Here is a 1,353-nt window from a genome sequence, read left to right as displayed (position 1 = left end):
CGTCCGCCAGACGGTCGGGTCGCGCAGACGGTCGGGTCGCGGGCCGCCCCGGCCCGGCCGCCCTACTGCTCGTACGCCAGCGTGATCGTGTCGCCGCGGTGCACCGTCGACCCGGCGACCGGATCCGTCCCCGACACCGGCAGCGAGGACTTCCAGTCGTAGAAGCCGCACAACACGTTCGTGCAGTCCGGCACCGAGACCTTCAGCCCGAGGTTCTCCAGCGTCGACGTGGCGTCGTCGATCGTCTTCCCGTGCACGTCCGGCAGCGTGATCGGTGCGGGGCCCTTCGAGACGACGACGTCGACCGCCGTCCCACGCACGGCGGGGGAGTCGTGCGCCTTGGCGGACAGGATCTGCCCCTCGGGCACCTCGTCGTTGTACTGGTCGTCCTGCGTGCCGAGCGTCAGCCCGACGCCCTGGAGCACGGTGCTGGCCTGGTCGACGGTCTTGCCCACCACGTCCGGCACCGGTCCGAGCGACACCGTCAGCGTCACCGGCCCGCGTTCGCCGTACTGCTGCACGGTCGTCAGGTCGACCGGCGTGCCGTCGGTCCCGAGCCCGGTGGCCGCGATGACGGTGTCCTTCGCGGCGTCGGCCGAGAACTGGTAGCGGTCGTCCTGCAGCTGGAAGTCGTGATTGAGCGCGGCGGTCACCGTGGAGATCGGCTGGCCGACGATCGCGGGCAGGGGGATCATCCGCGGCCCGTTCGACACCACGATGCGGACCGACGTGCCCTTCTGGACCTCGCGCTTCGCGGCGGGCTGCGTGGTCGACACCTGTCCCTTCGCGACGACGGCGTCGAACCGGACCCCGGTCTTCGACGCCGGGTGCAGCCCCTGCGCCTCGAGGAGCTGGCGTGCCTGCGAGACGGACTTGCCGGTGACCTCCGGGATGCGGACGTTGCCTCCTGGTCCCGGACCGAGGTACCAGAACACGCCCGCGACGACGATCATGAGGAGGACGACGACGGCCAGGGCGACCCATCCGCGCTTGCGGCGGCGCCCGGACTGGTCCGCCAGCCGCTGCGCTGCGGGGGACAGGGTGCCCGGCTGGGCGCCGGTGCGGCGCGGACCGGGGGCGGTCCGGGTGCCCCGCCGTGCGGGCGCGCCGGCGTCGTCGGCGCGCTCCAGGATCGTGGTGGCGTCACCGGAGTCGGCTGACGCGGGCGCGCCGGGACCGGACGGGAGGATCGCGGTCGCGTTCTCGGGGCGCAGGACGGCCGTCCGGTACTGGCCGGTCGCCCGCTGCTGGTTGCCCGCCATGTGGTCGAGCATCTCGCGGGCGTCCCGGGGGCGGGCCTCGGGGTCGCGCGCGGTGGACCACGCGACGAGCTCGTCGAGTTCGGGCGGGATG

At 73.5% G+C, this 1,353-nt stretch carries 1 protein-coding gene; it reads right to left on the bottom strand.

The features are described from left to right. Positions 1-62: 62 nt before the first annotated feature. Positions 63-1,353, bottom strand: a 1,291-nt coding sequence (locus tag J7E22_RS15805; RefSeq protein ID WP_214982786.1) for a PASTA domain-containing protein, incomplete at its 5' end; no start/stop codon positions are given.

This window comes from Curtobacterium sp. ISL-83, from assembly GCF_018613895.1.
In the GTDB taxonomy this organism is placed as follows: Bacteria; Actinomycetota; Actinomycetes; order Actinomycetales; family Microbacteriaceae; genus Curtobacterium.
Note: the sequence above shows the minus strand (reverse complement) of the source record. Positions and strands in the feature narration are given on the sequence as shown.